Source organism: Paramesorhizobium leguminum (genome assembly GCF_003217235.1).
Taxonomy (GTDB): domain Bacteria; phylum Pseudomonadota; class Alphaproteobacteria; order Rhizobiales; family Rhizobiaceae; genus Paramesorhizobium; species Paramesorhizobium leguminum.
Map to the genome: position 1 here is coordinate 16,629 of NZ_QJTF01000026.1, position 24,378 is coordinate 41,006.

The following is a 24,378-nucleotide window of genomic DNA, read 5'->3' on the forward strand; positions in this document are numbered from 1 at the left end:
CTCTATTTCTTTTCGAATTCCTTCGGATCGAATACATAAAGCGTGGAGCAGAATTCGCAGGTGACGGCAATCTTGCCGTCTTCGATGCTGTCGTCGATCTCCTCGGCGGTGAAGCCGGAGAGGACGTTGTGGATTTTCTCACGCGAGCAGGAACAATCGTCGATAACCGGCACGGGCTCGAACACGCGCACGCCGCGCTCATGGAAGAGGCGGTAAAGCAGCCGTTCAGTACCGACCTGCGGGTCGGTCAGTTCCGAGCTTTCGATAGTGCCGACCAGCGATTTCACTTCCAGCCAGTCGTCGTCGAAATTGGCCTCGTCACCATCCTCATCACCATCGGGCGCATCGCCGCCGGGCAGATCCCGCTGGCGCATGCGGATTTCGGATTCGGGCAGGAACTGCACCATCAGTCCCCCGGCGCGCCATTGCTCAACCGGCTTGCCGTTCTTGCGCTCAACGAGCTTGGCGACGGACAGGCGCAGATCGGTTGGGATCTGCTCCGACTGGCGGAAATAGGTGCGGGCAATATCCTCAAGACTGGAGCCATCGAGGGCGACAATGCCCTGATAGCGCTGCGTATAGACGCCCTGATCGATGGTGAGGGCCAGCGTGCCGCGCCCCAGAAGCTCTTCCGGCGAAGTTTCGCCTGCATCGATCGCCTCCGCCAGCCTTTCCTCATCGTAGCGCGCATAGGCGCGCACGGATTTCGGCGTGCGAAAATCGACCACCAGCATATCGACCGGACCGTCCGACTGGGTCTGGAAGATGAATTTGCCCTCGAATTTCAACGACGTACCGAGCAGTACGGTCAATACGATGGCCTCTGCCAGAAGCCGGGCTACCTCGTCCGGGTAATCATGCCGGTCAAGAATCGTGTTGAGGACCGACCCCAGCTGCACGGCCCGGCCGCGCGCATCCAGCGCCTCGACCTGGAACGGGACGACGGCATCATCACCGGCGAAGTGGAAATCGCCGAGCGTGGCCCTGCCCGCATCGTCCTTACCGCCATGAATATCAACCATGCCGGTCAGTTCCTTCAAGACACCATGCCAGAATGGCCTTTTGCGCGTGAAGACGGTTTTCCGCCTCGTCGAACACAACCGAATGAGGCCCATCGATCACATCGTCGGTCACTTCCTCCCCGCGATGGGCGGGCAGGCAATGCATGAACAGCGCATCGGGATTGGCATGATCCATCAGGCGCTGATTGACCTGATAGGGCATGAAAACATTATGACCGCGCGCGCGGTCCTCCTGACCCATCGAGACCCAGGTATCGGTAACGATGCAATCGGCGCCTGATGCGGCCTTGACCGGATCGACGGTGGACATGATCCGGCCGCCATGCGCCTTGGCCCAATCGAGATAGCTGCCTTGCGGCTCGCTGCCCTCAGGCGTCGCGATATTCAGGTTGAAATCGAACCGGGCGGAAGCCTCGACCAGTGAATGGAGCACATTGTTGCCATCGCCCATCCAGGCAAAGGTGCGTCCCTTGACCGGCCCGCGATGCTCCTCATAGGTCATGACGTCGGCCATGATCTGGCATGGGTGCGTATCATCGGTCAGGCCGTTGATGACGGGAACGGTGGCGTTTTCGGCCAGTTCCATCATGCGATCGTGCGTGGTTGTGCGGATCATGATGATATCGACATAGCGCGACAGCACCTTCGCCGTATCGGCGATGGTTTCGCTGCGGCCAAGCTGCATCTCAGACCCGGTCAGCATGATCGTCTCGCCGCCAAGCTGGCGCATCGCGACATCGAACGACACGCGTGTGCGCGTCGACGGCTTGTCGAAGATCATCGCCAGCACTTTTCCGGCAAATGGCTTTTCGATCTCGCCCGCCTTGAGGCGCGTTTTCCGCACGCGGGCGTCATCGAGAATGCGCCGCAGTTCCTCAGCGGAGACGGCGGAGAGATCGGTGAAATGTCTCAAATCGTGCTTGCTCGCCATGTCGCTCACGCCAGTTTCTGCTTGTTGGCGGCGACAAGCCGTTCGCAGGCGGCCTCGATGCGGGCGAGCCCCTGACGCGCCTCATCCTCCGTGATGATCAGCGGCGGCAAAAGGCGGACCGCATTGTCACCGGCGGCGACGCTTAAAAGATGCTCGTCGTGCAGTGCCTGCACGAATTCCGTGTTGGGCACCACGCATTTGATGCCCGTCAGGAGGCCACGACCGCGCACCTCCGCCACGACATCGGGATAACGATCGGCGATCGATGCAAGGCCCTGCTTGAAGAGGAGCGAGATATCGCGCACATGCTCCAGAAAGCCATCGGCCAGGATCAAATCCAGCACGGCATTGCCTACCGCCATGGCCAGCGGATTGCCACCAAACGTAGTGCCGTGCACACCTGATGTCATGCCTTTGGCTGCTTCGGCGGTCGCAAGGCAGGCGCCCATCGGAAAGCCGCCGCCGATGCCCTTTGCGATGGCGACAATGTCGGGCGTGATGCCTGCCCACTCATGGGCGAAGAGCTTGCCGGTGCGGCCGACGCCACTCTGCACCTCGTCGAGGATAAGAAGCAGGCCATTCTCGTCGCAAAGCTTGCGCAGCGACCGAAGGCTATCCTCCGATGCCACGCGCAGACCGCCCTCGCCCTGCACCGGCTCGATGAGGATGGCCGCCGTCTCCGGCGTGATCGCCGCCTTCAGGGCCTTCTCGTCGCCGAAGGGCACCTGGTCGAAACCTTCGACCTTCGGGCCGAAACCTTCCAGATATTTCGCCTGCCCGCCGGCCGCGATGGTCGCCAGCGTGCGGCCATGGAAAGCGCCTTCGAAAGTGACGATGCGATAGCGCTCGGGATGACCATTGACATAATGATAGCGGCGCGCGGTCTTGATCGCACATTCGATCGCCTCAGCGCCGGAATTGGTGAAGAACACCTTGTCGGCAAAAGTGGCATCAACCAGCCGCTTGCCGAGCTTCTCCTGACCGGGAATCTCATAAAGATTGGAGACATGCCAGAGCTTTTCGGCCTGGGATGTCAGCGCATTGACCAGATGGGGATGCGAATGGCCGAGCGAATTGACGGCAACGCCCGCGGCAAAATCGAGATAGCGCTCGCCCTTATCGGTGAACAGCCAGACGCCCTCGCCTCGCTCGAAGCGCAACGCGGCACGATTGAAAGTATCGTAAAGCGGTTGCACGGTCGAATGGGTCATGCCGGTCGGGCCTCCCTGGCCTCAAAAACGGGGATGCAGGAAACGCGCTTTCCCAAGCGCGGCCCCGCGCGAATGAAATCAAAAAGCCGCCCTCGGGGCGGCTGTGGCTTCAATATCGTGCGGGAATGCTTAAATGTCAATTAGAGTGCAGCGCATCCAACTCGACGGGAAAAAGATGCTCCAACACTTTTAAGTGCTGCATAATTTTTCCCTCAAATCGATTTCGATCTTATGCAGCGAAGGCGAAGAACGGCTTTTCGATATAATTTTTCTCTTGTGCAGGAGAAAGAGTCACGAAAGGCCGAGCAGTTGGCGCCCAAGTTGGGGAAAACCGAAAAAACCAAAACCCTGTGGCAGCCCGACTCTTGTCATGGAGTCACCCGTTAATGTAGCTTCCCCCCAGTAAAAACTAGATTTCGTGCGGCGGACCTAGTCATCCGGATAGATGTGGTAATTTTGCCCGGGCCCTCCCCGGCGAGATGATGGATTCCGGATGAGAAATTAAGAATTGGAGCCCAGGACAATGAACTGGACAGACGAGCGGGTCGAACTGCTTAAGAAATTATGGAGCGAGGGCCTCAGCGCCAGCCAGATCGCAGCGCAGCTTGGTGGAGTGAGCCGCAATGCCGTCATCGGAAAGGTACACCGGCTGAAGCTGTCGGGTCGCGGCAAAACGTCCGCGGCGCCGGCGCGCAGCAAAAAGGTCAATACCGTCAACAGCACGGCGCGCGTCAATGTTAATGCGCCTACCAGCAGCGCAAGCCAGCAGACGGTTGTTCGTACAAGTGTTCATAAAAGCGTAGGTGCAACGGCCCTGCAGGCGGAGTATTCAGTGGAAGCAGTGGCGCATACGGTGATCAGGCCCTCGGCCGAAGTGGTGGTGCCGATCTCGCGGCGCCTTTCACTGCTTCAATTGAGCGAGCGGACCTGCAAATGGCCGGTCGGCGATCCGCTCAACGAGGATTTCCATTTCTGCGGCAATGATTCCGCCGAAACGGGCCCATACTGCACCTACCACTCGAAGCTTGCCTTCCAGCCAGTCTCGGAACGTCGCCGCGCGCGGTAAGGTCGATTTTCCCACGCCAGCCAGTTTCCAGCGGCAAAGCGTTTCCAGCCTATTGGGCCATCGAAAGCTGATGGTTCTGTTTTAGCAGCGCTTCTACCAATGGTTGGTCGACCTCGCCGGTCGGCGTCAGGCCATGCGTTTTCTGGAAGGCGGAGATGGCTTGGCGGGTCTTGTCGCCCATTACGCCGTCGGGTGTGCCGGCGTCATATCCGCTCTTCGAAAGGATCAGCTGGATGTTGCGCACGGCCTTTTTCATGTCGACCGAACCGGTCGTCACCGTCTGGCTTTCGCCCCAGCCGTCAGGCATGTCAACTGAATTGGCGGCCTCGTCGAGCGGCTTGGCCTTCCACAGCGTCACCGCTCCCTTGGCGCGGTCGAGTTGGTCCGGCTTAAGTCCCTTGGCTATTGCGTCACGCTTCTGTTCCGCGTCCTTGTCGCCGGCATGGGCGGCAAGCGCGAACCATTTGTAGCTTTCCTCGAGATTCCGCGGCATGCCAATGCCCTTGGCGGCAAGAATGCCCAGATTGAACTGGCTGTCCTTCACGCCAAGTTCCGCCGCCTTGACGAACCAGCGCGCGGCGGCTTCGTTGTCGGGCGCGCCGTCCGGCCCCATGGCCAGGAGCACAGCGAGGTTGTGCATGGCGCTCGCATTGCCCTGTTCGGCAGCTTGGCCGTACCAGGTCTTGGCCTTGGCCGTATCGCGCGGCATGCCTAAGCCCTTTTCGTTGAAATTGCCGAGGCGATACTGCGCCGGAGCAAAACCCTTGGCCGCCGACAGTTCATACCATTCAGCCGCCTTGGCGTAATCGCTTTGCACGCCTTGCCCGTCGGTATAGCGGTTACCTATTTCGAAGAGTGCCTTCGGATCGCCTTTGGCCGCCGCCTCGCGCAAGCTCTCCGGACCGGCTTCCATAGGGATTTGCGGAATGGAGGCTTGTGGAGCGCTTGTTTCCGCCTGCTGCATCGCAGGCTTTGGAAGGGAGGGCGCCGGTATCGACGCAACTGTTTCTCGAACGGCGGTTGCCGATCTTGTATTGAGCATCACCGAATCGGGGGCCTGAGGAGATGCCACCGGCGGTTCGGCTGGCGACGCGGCTTGCGGCTCAGCGGCTGGTTGCGATTTTGTATCGGTTTGCGGTACGCCTGCGGTGCTGCGCGTGTCGAGCGTCGTCGGGGCCGGAGTATGGGTGACATCGGCGGCATCGCCAAAATCGCCTTGCCTGTCGGTCTGTGAAAGGAACGCCGTTCCAACCTGCAGGCCGGCCATGGCAATCATGATCGCGCCGATCGCCATCAGAATGGGCTTGCGCTGGCGCTGCAACATGCCGCCGCCATTGCCGCCTGCCGGGCGCCTTTTTGCCGTTCGGGACTTTTCGCTGATTTTCTTCAGCCGTTCGGATTCTGCCGCCGCCGCCTGCGCTGCCCGGCGCGCGGCGATGATATAATCCGCCTTGCCGGCTTCGCCGTTCACGTCACCGCCGTGCTCGCGACGCTCGTCGCGCACTCGCTTGAGGATGGTATTGAGGTCCGGCAGGCCCGTGCCCGGTTCGAGCGGCTGGTTGGCAAGCTTGATATCGGCTGCGTCGAGTGGTTCGGCGATATGGCCCATTGGGGAGGCAGACGCGAAACCCGGCTCCGCTTTCTGCGTGCCCATGTTCTGTGTGCCCAGGGCCCTTTCAGCGATCCCGTCGTTCCTGCCCTTGCCTTTGATGGCTTTCGCCAGGCCGCCGAATACCGAGGATTTACGGTCGTCGGTCGCCTTTGGTGCGGCTTGTCCGTCGATCCTGATGGCGGCGAGCGCCGCCTCGGCCGCAGCCGCCGCGGGCGATCGCGACATGGCAGCCGATTCACGATCGAGGTAAGAGGAGGATGCGCCTGCGAGCCCGTTCTTCCGGGGCAATTCTATCGGAGCGTCATGTGTGGCTGCCCTTTTACCCGGCTTGGCCACTTCCTGTTCGATCTGTCCCAGCCTGTCGACGATCTTCACCAAAGTATCGTGGATGCTGTCGAATGTTCTGGTGCTACGCTCGTCAGAAACGCGAGCGAGCTGCTCAAGGGCTTTCAGATCCTCGGCGAGTTGGCGCGCTATTGCCGCATCTCCTGCCGAGCCGTTCTTCATCACATGGCGGATCGCGTCCTCGGCCGCTTCGCGCGCGGCGTCCAGCATGACATCGCGATTGGACTTGAGCGATTTTTCAACAGTTTCGAGCCTGTTCTCCAGCACCGGTATACGTGGGTTGGGCTCGGCCAGACGACGGGCAATCTGCGTCATCTGTGCTTCGAGATTGCGGAAAACTTCATGCGCCGGAAATGTATGCATGGCGGATTGTGCAGCCGTGTTGACCGAAAGCTGCTGCGAAATATCCTCAAGCCGGTTTTCGAGATTTTCGATCAGCCGCGCGTCATGGATGCTGCTCGCCACATGATCGTCGAGTCGCTGCGTCAGATCCTCGAAATGGCGATCGATCTCCCGGAGGAAGGCTGGGGCGGGTATGGCGGCGCGCGTCTCCGCGGCCTCAATATGATGGGCCAGGTCCGCCAGCCGCGCCTCGATGCGTGCAAGGCGCTCGTCTTCGTCCCCGTCAGACCGGCGGGACATGTTGGAAGAGAGGATCGCCCGGCTGATCTCATCCAGCCGCTCGTCCATCTGCCGCATGAACGCCGGGGGCACTGGGTCAGCGCCGGTCTCGCGGCGGCTCTGGCGTTGCTCGAACGTGTCGAAGCGCTCGTCCAGGCTATCCCAGCGATGATTGAGGCGACGCAGCGATTCCTCGCGCGCCAGTGTCTGGACCGTACGCTTCAACTCCGCGATTTCGTCATGCAATTCGCCGCGCGGCGGGCGGCCGAGGAAATCGTCATTCTGCGAGTAATAAGGGCGCTGCGCCGATGGGTCAGGCAAACCCTGCAGCCGGCTCTCCAGCCCTTCGAGCGTTCTGTTCAATGCATCCAGGGAAGTAGGCATGCGGCGGGCGCGCAGCGCATTGAGGTCTTCGAGTGGGGAACGTTGGTTCTTCATCAAACTGCCCGCTTTGCAAACTTTCAACGTCATCCGCAAGGGATGCCGCTCCGTGGAAAACTGACGAATCTGCACCCCCGGATTACTGCTTCCAGCACCATTGTCCAAACGTGGTAAACATCCCGTTAACCTGTTTAAGGCCTCACTGAAAATATCTCGTTCCCTCCAAATAAATTGGGAGGCGGCGCTTGCATTCCAGAATCGATTTCGTTATGCGGCTGGTAGGCGTGAAGTTCTGATTGGGTTGGCTTACTTGCCCGCCACGAAAGCGGAATTTACGTTCCGATGGTTGGCATCTGTTGGAAACGGCAGCCTTGGCTGGCCTTGTGCAGTACATATTCGCAGGCCTCTTTCACAGACGGCTTGAGGGGTAGAGAAGCTGGGTCTCCAGAGGCCGAAACTGGAAAAACGAGAATATGAACGACCAGAAGGCCGTGAACTCTCCTGCCGTAATGCTGTTCTCGGACGAGCAGCGTGAAATACCGGAAGATAAGGCGTTCCGCATCGGCGATCTCGCCAGCGAATTCGGCGTTTCGCTCAGGACCTTGCGTTTTTACGAGGATAAGGGCCTGCTCAATCCGCGCCGCGCCGGAACCACCAGGCTCTATACGCGCAGCGACCGCACCCGGCTCAAATTGGTCCTGTTCGGGCGCAAGGTCGGCTTCACGCTGCGTGAAGTGAAATCTCTGATCGACCTTTACGAGCCGGAAGGCGCCAACATCCGCCAGATGCGGGCGGTATTGGATAAATCCACCCGCCAACTCGCCCGCTTGGAAGAGCAGCGCGCTGCGCTCGATGAATCGATCGCCGATCTCCGCGAGGTGGTCGATTTCGCATTGGGCAAGCTGGGCGCGACCCCCAAAGCCGCGGCTTCGTAAAGCACATCCCGGCCCGATACAGGGATCTATGCTGGAGCGGCTCCTGTGTTTCGATTGAACCGTTGAACCGCTCTACTTTTTGTTTTCAAAATCGCGACGATTACCGAAACGAAGGTCACTCGCCTTCCTCCCACAGCTCATCCATGAGCTTTTTCATGTCGATACCGGACACGGCGGTCCGAGACGTTCCCGCGCGCGCTGCCGCATGGCGCTCAGCTTGTCACGCAATGGTGTTTGTCCTTCGATACGCTCCAATTCGTGCATCAAGGCCGTGCGAACCGCATCGGTCTTTGCACGCGCCCCCGGTGCGCAAGCGAATCTGCTCCGCCATACGGCCAACTGTAGAATCCTTGATGAACAGAGGCATTGGATTTCCCTTTTCGGATATCCTTATAGCTGATTTCACATATTCTGACAAAAACATCACCGCCGGGCAGAGGATCGTTTTTTGACGTTTACGCAAACGTCAAAGATCGCTAGTATTCGCCACGATATTGCCTTTTCCGGGCCTTTCACGGGTTGCACAGCATTTTGCGGTCAAGCGATGCTTGGGCATTCGCATAAATGCGGCGAATAAAAATTCTGATGGAGGAAATTGATGCCGAGCTATCGCGCGCCTGTCGAAGACACGCTTTTCATTCTCAACGATGTCTTGGGTTACGAGCGTTATGACAATCTCCCCGGCTTCGCCGACGCTTCGCCCGATGTGGTTGAAGCCATTCTGCAGGAAGGCGCCAAGCTGGCGGAAAACACATTGTTCCCGCTCAACCAGGTGGGCGACCATGAGGGCTGCGAGCGCCATGGCGACGGCTCGGTAACGACGCCCAAGGGCTTCAAGCAGGGTTACGATCTCTACTGCCAGGGCGGCTGGCTGGGCCTCGCCGTTCCCGCTGAGTATGGCGGTCAGGGGCTGCCCTATGCGCTGCATGTGGCGGCGGGGGAGTATATGTCGTCGGCCAATATGGCTCTGATGATGTATCCCGGCCTGACGCAGGGCGCGATCGCGGCGATCCTCACCCATGGCACGGACGAGCAGAAGCAGGCCTACCTGCCGAAGATGGTCGAGGGCATCTGGACCGGCACCATGAACCTGACCGAGCCGCATTGCGGCACCGATCTGGGGCTCCTGCGCACCAAGGCCGTGCCCAATGGCGACGGTTCCTACAAGATTTCCGGGCAGAAGATTTTCATCTCCGCCGGCGAACACGACATGTCCGAGAACATTGTCCATCTCGTTCTCGCCCGCATCGAGGGTGCGCCTGAGGGCACCAAGGGCATATCGCTGTTCATCGTGCCGAAGTTCGAGCTGGACGAGAGTGGCAACACCGGCAAGCGCAACGGCGTTTCCTGTGGCTCGATCGAAGAGAAGATGGGCATTCACGGCAACTCCACCTGCGTCATGAATTATGACGAGGCGACGGGCTATCTCATCGGTGGCGAGAACAAGGGCCTGCGCGCCATGTTCACCATGATGAACGAGGCGCGCCTTGGCGTCGCGCTGCAGGGGCTTTCGATCGCCGAAACCGCCTATCAGAACGCCGCCGCATACGCGCGTGATCGCATTCAAGGCCGCGCGCTTTCAGGCACGAAGGAGCCGGAAAAGAAGGCCGATCCGATCATCGTCCACCCCGACATCCGCCGGGCGCTGATGACGATCCGCTCCTTCAACGAGGCAGGCCGGGCGCTGATCCTGTGGACCGCGCTCAAATCCGATATCGCCCACCGTTCGCCCGACGAGGCGGAGCGCCAGGCAGCGGACGACCTCATCGGCCTGATGACGCCGGTTCTCAAGGGCGTCCTGACTGACAAGGGTTTCGATCACGCGGTCATGGCGCAGCAGGTCTTCGGCGGCCATGGCTATATCGAAGAGCATGGCATGAGCCAGTATGTGCGCGATGCGCGCATCGCCATGATCTATGAAGGCGCCAACGGTATCCAGGCGCTCGATCTCGTCGGCCGCAAGCTGGGGCTGAACGGCGGTCGCGCCGTCATGGCCTTCTTCAAGGAAGTTGGCGATTTCTGCGAGGAGAATCGCGCGAATGACAAATTGTCATTCTACACCAAGCATCTGAAGAAGGGCTTGGGTGACCTTCAGGCCGCTACCATGTGGCTGATGCAGAACGCGATGGCCAAGCCCGACAATGCCGGCGCCGCCTCGACCGACTATATGCATCTCTTCGGCCTCGTCGCTTTGGGCTATATGTGGGCGCAGATGGCCAAGGCCGCCGAAGCGAAGCTGGAAGCCGGAGCAGGCGACAAGGCGGCGTTCGTCGAAGCCAAGCTCGTCACCGCCCGCTATTTCATGGAGCGCGTCATGCCGGAAACCGCAGCCCATCTCGCCCGCATCCAGACCGGCGCGGATACGCTGATGGCGCTGCCGGCGGAAGCGTTTTAGACTAAGCATAGGGTGTGTTTTCACCAAGCCGCACCCCCCTCTGCCCTGCCGGGCATCTCCCCCTCAAGGGGGGAGATTGGCTGACACGGCGCCTTACGCTCATCCTGCGAGATCTGCGATCGGGTGCCGGCCATCTATGAAGGCGTAATCTCCCCCCTTGAGGGGGAGATGCCCGGCAGGGCAGAGGGGGGTGAGTGCTAGGCACAAAGGGAGAAGATAAATGGCCGAAGCCTATATTTACGATCACGTCCGCACCCCGCGCGGGCGCGGCAAGAAGGATGGCAGCCTGCATGAGGTGCCGGCGGTGCGCCTTGGTGCCAAGGTGCTCGAGGCGTTGCGCGACCGCAACGGGCTGGACACCTCGCAAGTCGACGACATCATTTATGGCTGCGTCGATCCTGTCGGCGAGGCGGGCGCGGTGATCCCGCGCTCATCCGCTTTCGAGGCGGGCTATGATTTCAAGGCGCCGGGAATGCAGATCTCGCGCTTCTGCGCGTCCGGCCTCGATGCCGTCAATTTCGGCGCAGCCAAGATCGCGCAAGGCGCTGACGATATCGTCATCGCCGGCGGCGTGGAAAGCATGTCGCGCGTCGGCATGGGCATGTCGGGCGGCGCCTGGTACATGGATCCGTCCGTGGGCCTGCCCGGCTGGTTCATGCCGCAGGGCGTCTCCGCGGATCTGATCGCCACCAAATACGGCTTCTCCCGCGATGATGTCGATGCCTATGCGGTGGAAAGCCAGAAGCGCGCCGCGAAGGCTTGGGAAAAGGGCTATTTCAAGAATTCGGTCATCCCGGTCAAGGACCAGAACGGCCTGACCATTCTGGGTCACGATGAGACAATCCGGCCCGGAACCGACATGCAGGCGCTGGCGTCGCTCAATCCATCCTTCGTCATGCCGGGTGAGATGGGCGGCTTCAATGCCGTCGCCATCCAGGCGCATCCGGAAGTCGAGACGGTGAACCACGTCCATCACGCCGGCAATTCTTCCGGCATCGTCGATGGCGCGGCGGGCGTGCTGCTCGGCTCCAGGAAGGCAGGCAAGACGCTGGGGCTGAAGCCCCGCGCGCGCATCCGCACCTTCGCCAATATCGGCTCGGAACCGGCGCTGATGCTGACCGGTCCGGTCGATGTGACGGAAAAGCTGCTGAAACGCTCCAAGATGAAGCTGTCGGATATCGACCTTTTCGAGCTGAACGAGGCCTTCGCCGCCGTCGTGCTGCGCTATATGCAGGCCTTCGACATCCAGCACGACAAGATCAACGTCAACGGCGGCGCCATCGCCATGGGCCATCCGCTCGGCGCCACCGGCGCGATGATCCTTGGCACCGTGCTCGACGAGCTGGAGCGCCGCGATTTGAACACCGCGCTTGTGACGCTTTGCATCGGCGCGGGCATGGGCACCGCCACCATCATCGAACGCGTCTAGCGCCCTTTTTACCCTCCCCCTTGCGGGGAGGGTGGCCCGAAGGGCCGGGTGGGGGTGGCAAAGGCAGCGCGGTACGGTCTTCACCTAAGCGCAAACGTCACCACCCCCATCCGCCCGCTCCGCGGGCACCTTCCCCGCAAGGGGGAAGGAAGGCCAATCGTTATCGCCGCAACAGATTTTTGAGGAGGAACTCTCCAATGGCTGATTACAAAAACTTCAAATTCGACGTCGACGCCGACGGTATCGCGCTCGTCACCTGGGATATGCCTGACAAGTCGATGAATGTCTTCACCGAAGAGGTGATGGACGAACTCGAAACCATCGTCGACCGTGTGGCGGGAGACGCCGCGATCAAGGGCGCGGTCATTACTTCGGGCAAAGACTCCTTCTCCGGCGGCGCCGATTTGACCATGCTCAAGCGCATGTTCCAGCTCTTTCAGGAAGAAAAGGCCAAGGACTCGCAAAAGGCGGTGGAACTGCTTTTCAAGAGCAGCGGTCGCATGGGCGGGTTGTTCCGCAAGCTCGAAACCTCGGGCAAGCCCTGGGTCTCGGCAATCAACGGCACCTGCATGGGCGGCGCGTTCGAGATGTCGCTCGCCTGTCATGCCCGCGTCGCTTCCGACGCACCGGGCGTCAAGATGGCGCTGCCCGAAGTCAAGGTCGGTATCTTCCCCGGCGCCGGTGGCACGCAGCGCGTCCCGCGTCTCACCAATCAGCAGGACGCCCTGCAGATGATGACGACGGGCCAAAGCCTGACGCCGCAGCGCGCCAAGGCGATGGGCCTCATCACCGAGATCGCGCCGGCGAAAAAGCTGGTCGAGACGGCGAAGAAATTGATCAAGGGCGGGCTGAAGCCCGTGCAGCCATGGGACGAGAAGGGCTTCAAGCTGCCCGGCGCGCCGATCTATTCGGCGGCGGGGGCCAATCTCTGGCCTGCCGCGAGCGCCATCCTGCGCCGCGAGACCTATGGCAACTATCCCGCCGCCGCGGCGATCCTTAAATGCGTCTATGAAGGCCTGCTTGTGCCTTTTGACACGGGGCTGAAGATCGAGCAGCGCTATTTCACGCAAATCCTGCAGACCCTTGAGGCGGGCATGATGATCCGCTCGCTGTTCGTTTCCCTGCAGGAACTGAACAAGGGCGCGCGCCGCCCGGCGGATATTAAGCCGACGAAGTTCACCAAAATTGGCGTCATCGGCGCGGGCTTCATGGGCGCGGGCATCGCCTATGTCACCGCCAAATCAGGCATTCCCGTCGTGCTGATCGATCGCGATGTCGAGGCGGCGGAAAAGGGCAAGGCCCATGCCGCCGATCTCATTGCCAAGGAAATGCAGAAGGGCAGGATGAGCGAGGAGGACAAGCAGAAGCTCCTCTCGCTGATTATCCCCACAGCGGATTACGCCGATCTCGAAGGCGCTGATCTGGTGATCGAGGCGGTGTTCGAGGATCGCGAGGTCAAGCGTCAGGCGACGGAGAAGGCCGAAGCGGTGCTGAAATCCTCAGCCATCTTTGCCTCCAACACCTCGACACTGCCGATATCAGGCCTCGCCAAGGTCTCCGAGCGCCCGAAGAATTTCATCGGCATCCATTTCTTCTCGCCCGTCGACAAGATGATGCTGGTGGAAGTGATCCTCGGCAAGAAGACCGGCGACAAGGCGCTGGCCGTGGCGCTCGACTATGTGCGCGCCATCAAGAAGACGCCGATTGTCGTCAACGATACGCGCGGCTTCTATGTCAACCGCTGCGTGCTGCGCTACATGTCGGAAGCCTACAACATGCTGATCGAAGGCGTGCCGCCGGCAATGATCGAGAACGCCGCCCGCATGGCCGGAATGCCGGTCGGCCCGCTGGCGCTCAATGACGAAACGGCCATCGACCTGTCGCAGAAAATCCTCAAGGCGGCGCTTGCCGATCTTGGGCCGAAGGCAGTCGATCCGCGCCATGTGGAACTGGTGGACAAGCTCGTCAACGAGTTCGACCGCAAGGGCCGCAAGAACGGCAAGGGCTTCTATGATTACCCGGCGAAGCCTGCCAAGAAGCACCTGTGGCCGGAGCTGAAAACGCTCTATCCGCAGCAGGACCCCGACAAGGTCAACGTCGAGGAACTGAAAGAACGCTTCCTGTTCACCATCGCGCTGGAAGCGGCGCGCGTCATGGAAGAGGGCATCGTCACCGATCCGCGCGAGGCCGATGTCGGCTCCATCCTCGCCTTCGGCTTCGCACCCTATACGGGCGGCACGCTCTCCTATATCGACGGCATGGGCGCGAAAAAATTCGTGAGACGAGCCAAGGAGTTGCAGAAGAAGTATGGCGCTCAGTTCAAAGCGCCGAAACTGCTCACCGACATGGCGGACAACGGCGAGACCTTCTACCAGCGCTTCGATCCCTACAAGGCGGAGACGCAAAAACAGGCGGCGTGATCTTCTTTACCCTTCCCCCTTGCGGGGAAGGTGCCCGCGGAGCGGGCGGATGGGGGTGGTGACGATTGTATGCACAGTCGACCGGAGCGCGCTGCCTTTGCCACCCCCACCCGGCCCTTCGGGCCACCCTCCCCGCAAGGGGGAAGGAAGTAGCCAATGATACCCGCTTTTTTTCCTATTGCATTGGTTCAATTCATAGCCAAGCCAGCCGCCCTTTCCTTTCCCTTGCTTAATCCATAAAAAAGAGGTATTTTTTCCTGTCTCTATCAGGAAAATTTCGCCATGTTCTCTCATGAGCGCGTATGGGCCGCTATCGATGCGTTGGCCGAGCGATACTCGCTGACGGCCTCTGGTCTTGCGCGTCGCGCGGGGTTGGACCCTACCACCTTCAACAAATCCAAACGCCACGCCGCCGACGGGCGCGCCCGCTGGCCTTCGACGGAATCGCTTGCCAAGGTAATGGATGCGACCGGCGCGTCGCTCGATGAATTCATGGGGCTGGTACGGGGCGAGGAAGGACCTGCCTTGACCGCTCCCGGTGCGTCCTCACGCGCGATCCCGCTTTTGGGGCTGGCGCAGGCAGATATCGGCAGCTTCTTCGACGATGCGGGCTTTCCGGCTGGCCAAGGCTGGGATGTGTTGGAATTTCCCGCAGGTCCCGCCGATGCAACCTATGCGCTGGAGGTTTCGGGCGATTCCATGTTGCCGCTCTACAGGGATGGCGACACACTGATCATCGCTCCCAATGCGTCCATCCGGCGGGGCGATCGCGTGATCCTCAAGACGAAGGAGAACGAGATCATGGCCAAGATCCTACACCGCCAGACACCGCGCGCCATCGAGCTTTCGTCGATGAATCCGGAGCACCCCAACCGTATTTTCGAGGCCCCCGAAGTGGACTGGATCGCGCGCATCATCTGGGCAAGCCAGTAGCGAGGAAATATGCTTATGGCAGATGACATTCCCTGCCGGAACATGCCGCGTTATTGTCCTGTTAACCCAAGTTCCCAGCCAGTGCTTTTTTGATTAACGCTCGCGTTTCATCGACGCCGTAGAGCGCGACGAAAGAACCGAAGCGCGGCCCGCGCTCCTGCCCGATCAGCACTTCATAAAGCATCTGGAAGAATGACACGGACACGCCTGGGCCACCTTCCGGGCTCTTCTTGGTGTGGTCCTGATAGCGCTCATTGGCGCGCGCCACGTCCAGAATGGCGTTCTGGATGACATTGCCGTCGCTGTCGGCGGGCAGTTCACCAAGCTTGGCATCAAGCGCCTCCAGGGCGCCGCGCTCCACCTCATCAGGTGCGCGGAACTGCTTCGTCGGCTTGACGAAATCATTGAAGTAGCGGATCGCGTAACCGACCAGCGCGTCGAGTTCCGGATTGTTTGCCGGCGTAACACCCGATGCATGCCGCGAGATGAAGCCCCACAGAACGCTTGGGCTTTCCGCGTTCGAAGCGCTGACCAGATTGAGCAACAGCGCGAACGGCACCGGCAAATCCACCTTCGGCGGATTGCCATAGTGGATATGCCAGACCGGATTGTTCAGCCGGTCCTTCCAGTCCTGCCGCTGATAGGCGGAGAGATAGGTGAAATATTCGTCCACCGCCTTCGGGATCACGTCGAAATAGAGCTTCTTCGCGGTCTTCGGCTTCTGGAAATTGTAGAGCGCCAGGCTCTCCGTCGGAGCATAGGCCAGCCAGTCGTCGATAGCGATGCCGTTGCCCTTGGACTTGGATATTTTCTGGCCAAGCTGATCCAGGAAAAGCTCGTAGACGAAATGTTCCGGTGCGCGTCCCCCGAGGATTTCGCAAATCCGGTCGTAGATCACCGCATTGGTCTGGTGGTCCTTGCCGAACATCTCAAAATCGATGCCGAGCGCCGCCCAACGCATACCGAAATCCGGCTTCCATTGCAGCTTAACATTGCCGCCGGTGACGGAAAGTGTGGTTTCCGTGCCATCATCGTCGAACGTGATGGTTCCGGCCTTGGCGTCCACCCGCTTCATCGGAACGTAAAGTACCCGGCCCGATTTCGGCGAAATCGGCAGGAAAGGGCTATACGTCGCCTGACGCTCCTCCCCGAGCGTCGGCAGCATCACTTTCATGATATCGTCGTAACGCTCGACGGCTTTCAGCAGCACCGCGTCGAACCGGCCGGCCTTGTAATATTCCGTCGCGCTCGCGAACTCATAATCGAAGCCGAACGTATCGAGAAAGCGGCAGAGCATCACGTTGTTATGGTCAGCGAAGCTCTTATAATCGCCACCAAACGGGTTGGGCACCGAAGAAAGCGGCATTTGCAGGTAAGGCTCCAGCGCCGCCCTGTCAGGCACATTATCCGGGATCTTGCGCATCCCATCCAGATCGTCGGAAAAGCAGATGAGGCGGGTTTTGACCTTATCGCCGGTCAGGACACGGAACGCATGGCGTACCATCGAGGTGCGCGCCACTTCGCCGAAAGTCCCGATATGCGGCAGGCCGGATGGGCCGTAGCCGGTCTCGAAAAGCACGGTTTCGGGCAGACCGGTCTTTTCATAACGCTTGAGAATTTTCCACGCCTCCTCGAAAGGCCAGGCTTTCGCTTCCCTCACGGCTGCGGTCAGTTCCGGGGTCAGCGTGATTTCGGGAAGGCGATGCATGGTCATTTTTTGAGAGTCCTGATGCGCGGCGGCCGGGCGGGCGGAAAATCACCCTTAGGTGACGGAAAATCACCTTAAGAATGAAATGTCAACGAAAGCCCTGCTTCGGTTCGTGGGTCTCTGCAGCCGCTCGGAGCGGTATGCAATTAAGCCGAATCGGGCATCCCGCTCTAAATCTTTGTTTTAGCCGCATGATCTTATCCGAAAAGTCTGCAACTTTTCGGGATCATGCTTTAGGCCGGGTGTTTCCACCCGGCGGAAAAATGTCCCAGGTTGCCGGTCCGTATTTGCGACAGTTTGGGCGGCTGGGAGGAACGCGGGAGCGCGAAGGCACCGCTTGGATGGTGTGGCGTCTTCTCCCATAAATGCGGCGCCTGGAACAATTGCCACACAGCGCGCCAGGCGGCGAAGGACATCAGCAGCCAATAAACCGGGATCCAGCAGAAATACCGCCCTGCCCTGCGTTCATCGCGGCTCAGCGTCTTTAGCCCCAGGACATAATAGCTCAAATAGGCAAGCACGATGTTCACCGCATCGACGCAAAGGAGATAGAATGACCAGAAGGAAGCAGGCCCCGTGAGGGCGGTCGTGACGATCAGAACGATCGTGACCATCATCAGGGGATAAACGAGCGCCGAGAGGATCAGGCCAAGCATATAAAGCACGCTCATGGCGAAACGGCCCGGACCCAGCTCGCGGCATGTGCGCCACGGGTTGCGCAAGTGGACGAGCGAGGTCTGCATCCAGCCCTTGAGCCAGCGTGTGCGTTGCTTCTTCCAATCCGTATAGCATCTGGGCGCATCCTCCCACGTGCCGCGGGAGATCACACCGACGGAATAGCCGAAACGCGCAAGCCTGAAGCCCAGATCAGCATCCTCCGTCACGTTGTGGCAATCCCAGCCGCCTACCGCCTCGAGACATTCGCGGCGCAAATGGTTGGAGGTTCCGCCCAGCGGAATAACCAGGTTCATGCGCGCCATCCAGGGCAAGAGACCGCGAAACAACGCCGCGTATTCGAACGCGAACATCCGGGTCAGCCAGTCGGAGTGGAAATTCGAAATCAGGAGCGGCGCCTGCAGGCAAGCGAGCTTTCCATTGCCGACACGAAATGTATTCCACGCCTCGAGCAACTGATCGGGATGCGGCCTGTCCTCGGCATCGTAGACGACAATAAATTCACCGCGTGCGAACTGCAGGGCGTAGTTCAATGCCTTCGGCTTGGTGCGCGGTCCCGCGGCCGGAACCCGGATGAGTTCGAAACACGACGGCAGGACATATCCTTCGATTGCCGCGATCGTGCCTGCATCGTCGGCCTCGCAGACGAGTTTTATGTCGAGCTTGGATGCCGGCCATTGCAAACCGGACAGCGCCCGCAGCAATTGCGGAATAATCTCCGCCTCCTGATAGAGCGGCACCAGAATGGTATAGATCGGCATGTCCCGGGGAAGCACACTGCCGGCATTGGGCAGACGCGGCGCCCGCGCAACAGATGAGGCAAGGAGACGCATCGTAACGCAGCAGAAAAAGACCAGCGTCAGGCCGACATGGAGGACCACGGCTGTTTCCAGCGGACGAAACATAAGAAACCCAAGCAAGAAGCAGACTGTCTCAGCCAGCACGAAGCCCTGCCAGCCATTCAATACCGTTGCGGCTGAAAAATGCGGCGGAGTCATCTCCTGGGCGATCTTTACCAGCTCTCGCTCCTGCCTCAAACGCATCATTTGGGCCAGCATCGCCGGGGGGCATACACGCAGCCGCTCGGCAAGAGCCGGCGTTTGCGAAAGGCTCCGCTTGAGCACAACCAGATCGTCGATCGTCGGTGCGATATAGAGCAAGGTTCGTCCCCCGCCATGCGCTATGAGAACATGACGGATGCTCCGCAGATTTTGCGGGATGTCATCCTCTCGCAGCAGGATATCGGAGGAAACGATGCGCTCCTCGAAGCCCACGCCCAGTTCCCAGGCAATCGCCTCATAAAGCCGTTCCTGCCGTATACCGGCTGATGTCATGATCTCGTCGGTAAATGAAGTATTGTTTTTCTTTGCTTCGATGAATGCTCGAATTACTTCATTTCTCTTTGCCCCATTGAGGCAAAGTCTTGCGGCGATGGCCGAACAGATCAAAATTTCGGCATGATATTCCTTATGCAGCCAAGCCGCTTCCCCGGCTTGGCGTGCTTGAGCACCCCCGACTTTTGCCATGGTTTTATTTTGACTCGATTCCGGTGCTGGACAAGATTCCGGAAAAACGCGTGAATGCAGATATAAGTATAAATGTATCGATACACGGCATTTTACACTCCTTACCAAATTCACCTTTCATTAAACTTAAATCTTCGTGAATTACAATCTGTTTTTATTGCTTCAGTGGAGCCTAATGATTCGCGTCCAGCCTCCTCCGTTTCGCATCGCGATGCGAATTTCAGGGTTTAGGGGCATTTCATTTTTAGGTTGAAACGGTGATATTTTTTTATCGGTGCGGACTGTTTCACCGTTGAAGCCTGGATTCCTGTGACAAGCACAGGAATCCAGGCTTCAACCTATCCATTCACGACAACGGCGCAAAAGGACACCAAGCGATTCCATCAAAACAGGAAGCGCTCGAGGGGAGAGCAGATTTAGGGACTGAGGGAGGAAGAAAAAAATGCAGGCCATGTCGTGGCCTGCAAATAGAGAGCTACCATCCTGTCGATAGAGTTCCGGCAGGGCTGGACCTCAAAAATAGAGGGCTGCAGGCCACATTGTGGCCTGCAGCGGGAGATTTTACCGTCCTGCTGATGGGTCCCTGACAGGGCCACGGCTTGGCTGTTGAGGGGCGCGGCCGGGGGCCGGCTTGGTATCAACATTCTCTGGCCGGCGCGGTAACGCGCGCGCAGGCGTGGGATCTTGCTGAGAAATCTGAATCACGCCGCAGTTGCCGGGCCCGTTGTTCGCCGGACAAGTGGAAGTTCCGTATTTCCCACTAAGATCGATATATGAAGCTCTATAGTTGTACGTGTTACCCGGCAGAGGGTCCAAGGGGAACGGGGTGTTTGGGGGCCCCTCTCCCAGTTTGTCGCCGGTGTCAACATCAAAGACGGTGACGGTTCCCACGGTGGGATCTGGCCCCGGAGGAGCAGCCTTAACCTCGAAGTCGATCGTAGCGGGGCGGTTATTTCTACCGGTAACGTATGATTGCCCTTTCAATGTTGTTGCGATGGGGGGAGTGGGCGGAGCTACCGGCAATTTCTGGGCTGGTAACGGCGAGTAGCTGTCGGCAAACAGGTCGTTTACTATATAGTGCGCCTGCACATAGTCCGCGCCCACGGTGCCCTGCGCGCCGGTGAATTTTGCAATCGCCTGGTCCGTCAGGACGCCCACACCGGCGTATACGCCGCCGGTTGTGGCAACCGCTTCGGTGGTCACCGCATCCGGCAATCCATCGAAGTTGAGATCACCCACAGCTACGGCACCAGGCACATCGGTTGGCGTGAGGTGGATGGAGGGAGGAAAGCCACTAAACGTTCCATTGCCGGTTCCCAGAAACACGTTCAGAAACTTGGTCTTATCGGAGGCAGCGACATCCTGCCATCCATCACCATTGAAGTCGCCGATGGCAATGCCATTGCCTCCTGTCGATGCCGAGACCGTCGTGAACTCCTCGGTGAATATCCATTTGCCTTGCCCGACCAGAACCGACACCGAACCATTAGAGTTGGCTGTTGCAATGTCCAAGTCACCGTTATTGTCGAAATCGCCTACGGCGAGCCACTCCGCTACTCCCGAAAGCTTTGGCTTGTACGGGGTAGTGTTATCGAACGTGCCGTCGCCCAAGCCACGCAGCAGCACCAGCTGGTTGGAACCGACGGTGGCGTCATTAACCGCAACATCGGTCCAGGTATCGCCATCGAAATCGGCGGCAACGATGGCCGTAGGCTTTATGCCTGCAAGCGATACAGGCAGGGCGGATGTTGGCTTAAACCCCAGGCTGCCGTCGCCCAGAAACACGCCAACGTAGTTATCATTGCCGGTGCCGCTGGTGATGACAATATCCAATATGCCGTCTCTATTGAAGTCAGCGGCTGCGATGTCGCTCGCCTGATGGAGCGTTGATGGCTCAGTCGGCGCCGCAGTGAATTTGCCGCCTTGGGCACCCTTGAAAGGGAAGAGCTTGCCAGTTCCGGCAACAACAAGATCAAGAAAGCCGTCATTGTTGAAATCGGCAGTCACGATCGCCGCTGCCCCGGCAGCGGTCAGTGTTGCGGGGTTGGTCCCTTGCGCCGTATAGTTCTGGAAAGTCCCGGTATTGGTGGATTCCAACAGGTGGACCGTTCCCTGGGCAGGATTGCAGATGGCAAGGTCAAGGCTGTTATTCTGGTCAAAATCCGCCAGCACGATGCCCGCCTGCGTTTCGCCGCCGAGTTTAGTCTCCACTCCTGTCATAGTTAGCTTCGCGGCACCGGTGACTTCCGTCAGGGGTTGTGCCTTACCTACGCTGCCGACGACATTGCCGTTAGGGGCATCCAGCGTCAGGAATTCAACGTGGGCCTGCTTCTGCTCCGGATGCAGCGCACCGTAGCTGGTGACCGTGGCCGTCAGATCGACCTTGTTATTGGCCGGCGCCCCCAGCCCCAGCGCGGTCTCCGTCTTCGCTTTCGGTGCTGTGTCAAGCCCGACGACGGGTGGAGAGACCCCGCCGTTGTATTGCGGCGTGCCCATGAAGACGGCGTTATAGTTTGTTCCCGGCGTGCCCACGATCGAGGCTGTCAACTCCGCCGTGCCGGCTGGCGTGAGCTGTGCCGTGCCGATGAAGTTAAGCCCGGTGCAAGGGCCGCTGGCGCGGCAGAAGTTGACGACGCCCGGTGATACGGCAGTGCCTGCCGGGTTCGCCGTCACGGTCGCCGTAAACTTGACGAGGGTTTGGGCCACCGGATCGATCTTCAGCGAGACCGTGGTGCCGGAGACAGGCGGCCCGACGTTGAGCGGATTATTTCCGGTGGTAGCATCCGTGGATGTAGTGAAATAATCGTCTCCCACGTATGTAGCGGTAATTTTGTGCTGGCCTTTGGTAAGTTTATCCGATGTCGTTGAGGCTTGGGCAACGCCGTCCTTGAGGTACGCCGTTAAAAACGGAGTGGGATCGGAGTCCACGTAGAAATTGACGGCTTCCCCCTCTGTCAACAGGGTCTGATATTTATACGGCGTCAATGTAGCCTTGAATTCCATAGGCTGCCCCTGCTGGGGGAAGGTAGGCGGCGTGAGCACAAGGGTGGTTGTTATAGGTTGTGCAGCCGCCAATTCCAAGTTCGACAGGGTTTTCGGATAGTGGTTGTCACCCTCATAGCTGGCCGATATAGCGTGCTGTTCGTTGGCCGTGCCAACCACCTGCTTGCTGGGAATGGTGGCCGTGGCGCTTGTCTCCAAGATGACGGACGCCACGTTTACGGTGGCGTCGCCTCCCGCGGTTACCACCAGGTCCGGCACGCCATCATTGTTGAAGTCGCCGGGGTCAACTTGGAAGACAGAATTCCCGACATACACCGATGGGCCCGCAGTGTATGTGGTGGTTGTCGGATCGGTACTCTCCATAATGAAGACTTCGCCGGTCTTGTCAGCAGTATAAGCGAAATCCGGCTTGCCATCGGCATTGTAATCGGCAATTGCCGGCATGAGGGCGACACCGGTAACAGTAATCGCCTTCGGCGTGTCGAACACTCCGGCGCCTTTGCCGAGCAGTAGCGGCAGCACATTCGTCGCCGAGTTGCCGACAAGCAGATCGAGATAGCCGTCATCGTTCAGGTCGCCAACATCCATCACGAATGCCACCGTCTTAGGCGGCAACACGCTCAATGTGTATGGTGAGCTGGGAAAAGCCGGAAATGCCCAAGCGGACTTATTTTCCCATACCTGGACAATAGGGAGCGCGGGAGGCATAGGATTCGCCACCACCGCAAGATCCGGCAGGCCGTCAGCGTTGAAATCGGCAGCCAATAGAGAATTTCCACCCGGTCCAACCGCTATCGGAGTGGGCGTTACCTTTGTGAACTTCAGCGAGCCGTCTCCTTGATAAAAGGTGACGGTCATAGTTGCACCGCTGGGATTCATGGAAGCAAGGTCAAGGTCGCCGTCATTATTGAAGTCTGCGAGGGCAAGAACCCCCGGGGCAGGATCGGCAGGCGGGACCGGGATCAGCGCCTGCGCTTGGAAATTCCCCCCCGCTCCGGTATTCTTGAAAACTACAAATCCCGGCTGACCGCCCGCGCCGGAATTCGATACGACGAGATCGACAGTGCCATTGTTGTCAACGTCTCCTGCGACCATTCCGGCGCTATCGTACGTAGTTTTCGATGTCTGATACGGCGTCCCGGGCTGCTTCATGGGCTGCCCTGCTTTATCATTGAAATAAACTACGAACTGGCTACCGTTACCGCCCACGGAGAGAACGGCGAGATCGAGATTGCCGTCCTCGTCGAAATCCGCCACGGCCTGGTCTATGGGTTGGGACATCGCCGTGGGGTAGGATTGCACTGGCGGCAATGTCAGGGCCGGCTTGGTGGGCGCCGACAGCGCCGCGAGGCCGTTCCCCAGATTCAAACCGCTTTGGATATCGAGAAAGTTCACGCCACCTGTTGGCCCCACGGGGCTGCCTACGGCGCTTACCGTGGCTGCAAAATTATAGAAGCCCGGCTTCGCAGGGACGGCAGCCGGTGGGTCCAGATTAACCGTAACTTCGCCCGGCTTTACGGTTACCGCCACAGCGGTGCTCCCCGATGCAGCAAAGGCCGTATTCCCGACGTAGAACGCTTTGTACGTGTTGTCCGTTGCCAGCATCGGCGGAGCTAATTTGAGTGTAGCCGTGGCCGGAGTGACTGTTCCATCTACTTGCACACGGCCGATGAGCTTCGTGCCGATGCATTGCGTAACAGCGGTTACCGTGCCGTTACAAAAAAGGACCGTACCCTTGGTCACCTTGGGTGTTGCTGTCACGGTGGCCGTCAGGGCAACGACTGTACCCAGCTTCACCGGAGAAGCAGGCGACGCTGTAAGCACAGTCGTCGTTGGTGCTGCCGCCGCTTGAACTGAAACTGCCTGAGCCATGAACAATAGACAAAAACATGTCGCGCAGCTCAGCAGTGCGCGTATGCGACGGAAAAGGTCCGCCACCTCTTGGGCAATATGCATGGGACTCTCCTATCTAAAATAAAGAATTAAAATCGTGCTTCGATCTGCTTCCGGCATAATGCGGTGGTAGCCGGTCTTGGCTGCCGGGGACGCGACGCGTCCCCGGCAGAAGGTTTTGCAACACCGCTACCGGGGTTTGGCCGGTGGCGTTGGTTGGGTTTCCACGGCGCCGGGGAGGATGGTGACGGTGGTGGTGCCCGGCACCGGGG

The 24,378-nt window shown here is 59.4% G+C and carries 14 protein-coding genes; 6 read left to right on the plus strand and 8 right to left on the minus strand.

Annotation, left to right across the window (positions count from 1 at the left end):
- Positions 1-2: 2 nt before the first annotated feature.
- From C7477_RS16605 to C7477_RS16615, 3 genes are read right to left on the minus strand one after another with little or no spacing between them, the layout of a single operon-like run.
- Positions 3-1,022 carry an Hsp33 family molecular chaperone gene (locus tag C7477_RS16605; RefSeq protein ID WP_110754183.1) on the minus strand — a complete coding sequence of 340 codons (1,020 nt, stop codon included), beginning with the start codon at positions 1,020-1,022 and terminating at the stop codon, positions 3-5.
- Entirely contained in the window at positions 1,015-1,953 is a 939-nt protein-coding gene (gene argF, locus C7477_RS16610; RefSeq protein WP_110754208.1) for an ornithine carbamoyltransferase, read from the minus strand. The genes C7477_RS16605 and argF overlap by 8 nt, the downstream gene beginning before the upstream one ends.
- A gap of 5 nt (positions 1,954-1,958) precedes the next feature.
- Entirely contained in the window at positions 1,959-3,164 is a 1,206-nt protein-coding gene (locus C7477_RS16615) for an aspartate aminotransferase family protein (RefSeq protein WP_110754186.1), read from the minus strand.
- 523 nt (positions 3,165-3,687) lie between these two features.
- Here C7477_RS16615 and C7477_RS16620 point away from each other — a divergent pair.
- Entirely contained in the window at positions 3,688-4,230 is a 543-nt protein-coding gene (locus C7477_RS16620) for a GcrA family cell cycle regulator (protein WP_110754188.1), read from the plus strand.
- Positions 4,231-4,279: 49 nt separating this feature from the next.
- Here C7477_RS16620 and C7477_RS16625 read toward each other — a convergent pair whose 3' ends face one another.
- Positions 4,280-7,246, minus strand: a complete 2,967-nt coding sequence (locus tag C7477_RS16625; RefSeq protein ID WP_245411880.1) for an SEL1-like repeat protein — start codon at positions 7,244-7,246, stop codon at positions 4,280-4,282.
- A 416-nt stretch (positions 7,247-7,662) separates the two neighbouring features.
- Here C7477_RS16625 and C7477_RS16630 point away from each other — a divergent pair, with 416 nt between their 5' ends.
- Positions 7,663-8,124 carry a MerR family transcriptional regulator gene (locus C7477_RS16630; protein WP_425373588.1) on the plus strand — a complete coding sequence of 154 codons (462 nt, stop codon included), beginning with the start codon at positions 7,663-7,665 and terminating at the stop codon, positions 8,122-8,124.
- Between the two features lie 153 nt (positions 8,125-8,277).
- Here the strand turns inward: C7477_RS16630 and C7477_RS19440 are convergent, their stop codons facing one another.
- Positions 8,278-8,388, minus strand: a complete 111-nt coding sequence (locus C7477_RS19440) for a hypothetical protein (protein WP_342633287.1) — start codon at positions 8,386-8,388, stop codon at positions 8,278-8,280.
- A gap of 334 nt (positions 8,389-8,722) precedes the next feature.
- Between C7477_RS19440 and C7477_RS16640 the strand changes: the two genes are divergently transcribed.
- The 4 genes from C7477_RS16640 to C7477_RS16655 all read left to right on the plus strand — a co-directional run bounded on the left by C7477_RS16640 (position 8,723) and on the right by C7477_RS16655 (position 15,301).
- Positions 8,723-10,519, plus strand: a complete 1,797-nt coding sequence (locus C7477_RS16640; protein WP_110754190.1) for an acyl-CoA dehydrogenase C-terminal domain-containing protein — start codon at positions 8,723-8,725, stop codon at positions 10,517-10,519.
- 220 nt (positions 10,520-10,739) lie between these two features.
- Entirely contained in the window at positions 10,740-11,948 is a 1,209-nt protein-coding gene (locus C7477_RS16645) for an acetyl-CoA C-acetyltransferase (protein ID WP_110754192.1), read from the plus strand.
- Between the two features lie 197 nt (positions 11,949-12,145).
- On the plus strand, positions 12,146-14,368 hold the full coding sequence (locus tag C7477_RS16650) for a 3-hydroxyacyl-CoA dehydrogenase NAD-binding domain-containing protein (RefSeq protein ID WP_110754194.1): 2,223 nt from the start codon (positions 12,146-12,148) through the stop codon (positions 14,366-14,368).
- Between the two features lie 282 nt (positions 14,369-14,650).
- On the plus strand, positions 14,651-15,301 hold the full coding sequence (locus tag C7477_RS16655) for a S24 family peptidase (RefSeq protein WP_110754196.1): 651 nt from the start codon (positions 14,651-14,653) through the stop codon (positions 15,299-15,301).
- A gap of 61 nt (positions 15,302-15,362) precedes the next feature.
- Here C7477_RS16655 and C7477_RS16660 read toward each other — a convergent pair whose 3' ends face one another.
- The 3 genes from C7477_RS16660 to C7477_RS16670 all read right to left on the minus strand — a co-directional run bounded on the left by C7477_RS16660 (position 15,363) and on the right by C7477_RS16670 (position 24,169).
- Positions 15,363-17,015, minus strand: coding sequence for a lysine--tRNA ligase (locus C7477_RS16660; protein WP_110754198.1), 1,653 nt, complete (start codon positions 17,013-17,015; stop codon positions 15,363-15,365).
- A 227-nt stretch (positions 17,016-17,242) separates the two neighbouring features.
- Positions 17,243-19,018 carry a glycosyltransferase family 2 protein gene (locus tag C7477_RS16665; RefSeq protein WP_245411881.1) on the minus strand — a complete coding sequence of 592 codons (1,776 nt, stop codon included), beginning with the start codon at positions 19,016-19,018 and terminating at the stop codon, positions 17,243-17,245.
- A gap of 753 nt (positions 19,019-19,771) precedes the next feature.
- On the minus strand, positions 19,772-24,169 hold the full coding sequence (locus C7477_RS16670) for an FG-GAP-like repeat-containing protein (RefSeq protein ID WP_110754202.1): 4,398 nt from the start codon (positions 24,167-24,169) through the stop codon (positions 19,772-19,774).
- Positions 24,170-24,378: the final 209 nt, after the last annotated feature.